At 66.7% G+C, this 300-nt stretch carries 1 protein-coding gene; it reads right to left on the minus strand.

Annotated features, from left to right (window positions below):
- A partial coding sequence (locus ACUJ8O_RS11555; protein WP_445373407.1) for a transposase occupies positions 1-300 on the minus strand: 300 nt, incomplete at both ends.

The following is a 300-nucleotide window of genomic DNA, read 5'->3' on the forward strand; positions in this document are numbered from 1 at the left end:
GCGGATCTCGCGGTTGAGCCGCTCGGCCGGGTTGTTCGACCAGATCTGGGTCCAGACGTCCTTGGGGAATGTGGTGAACGCCAGGATGTCGGCCCGGGCAGCATCGAGGTGCTCGGCCACCACCGGCAGTTTCTCGCTCACGTAGTCCAGCAGCCGGTCGAACTGGGCGTTGACGCTGGCGGCATCGGGCTGGTCGTAGACCGAGTGGAGCATGGCCTTCACCGCCGGCCACATGCTCTTCGGGGTGATGCCCATCAGGTTCGCCGCGTAGTGGGTGCGGCAGCGTTGCCACACCGCACC

This window comes from Micrococcus sp. EWR3.9.1 (assembly GCF_052615555.1).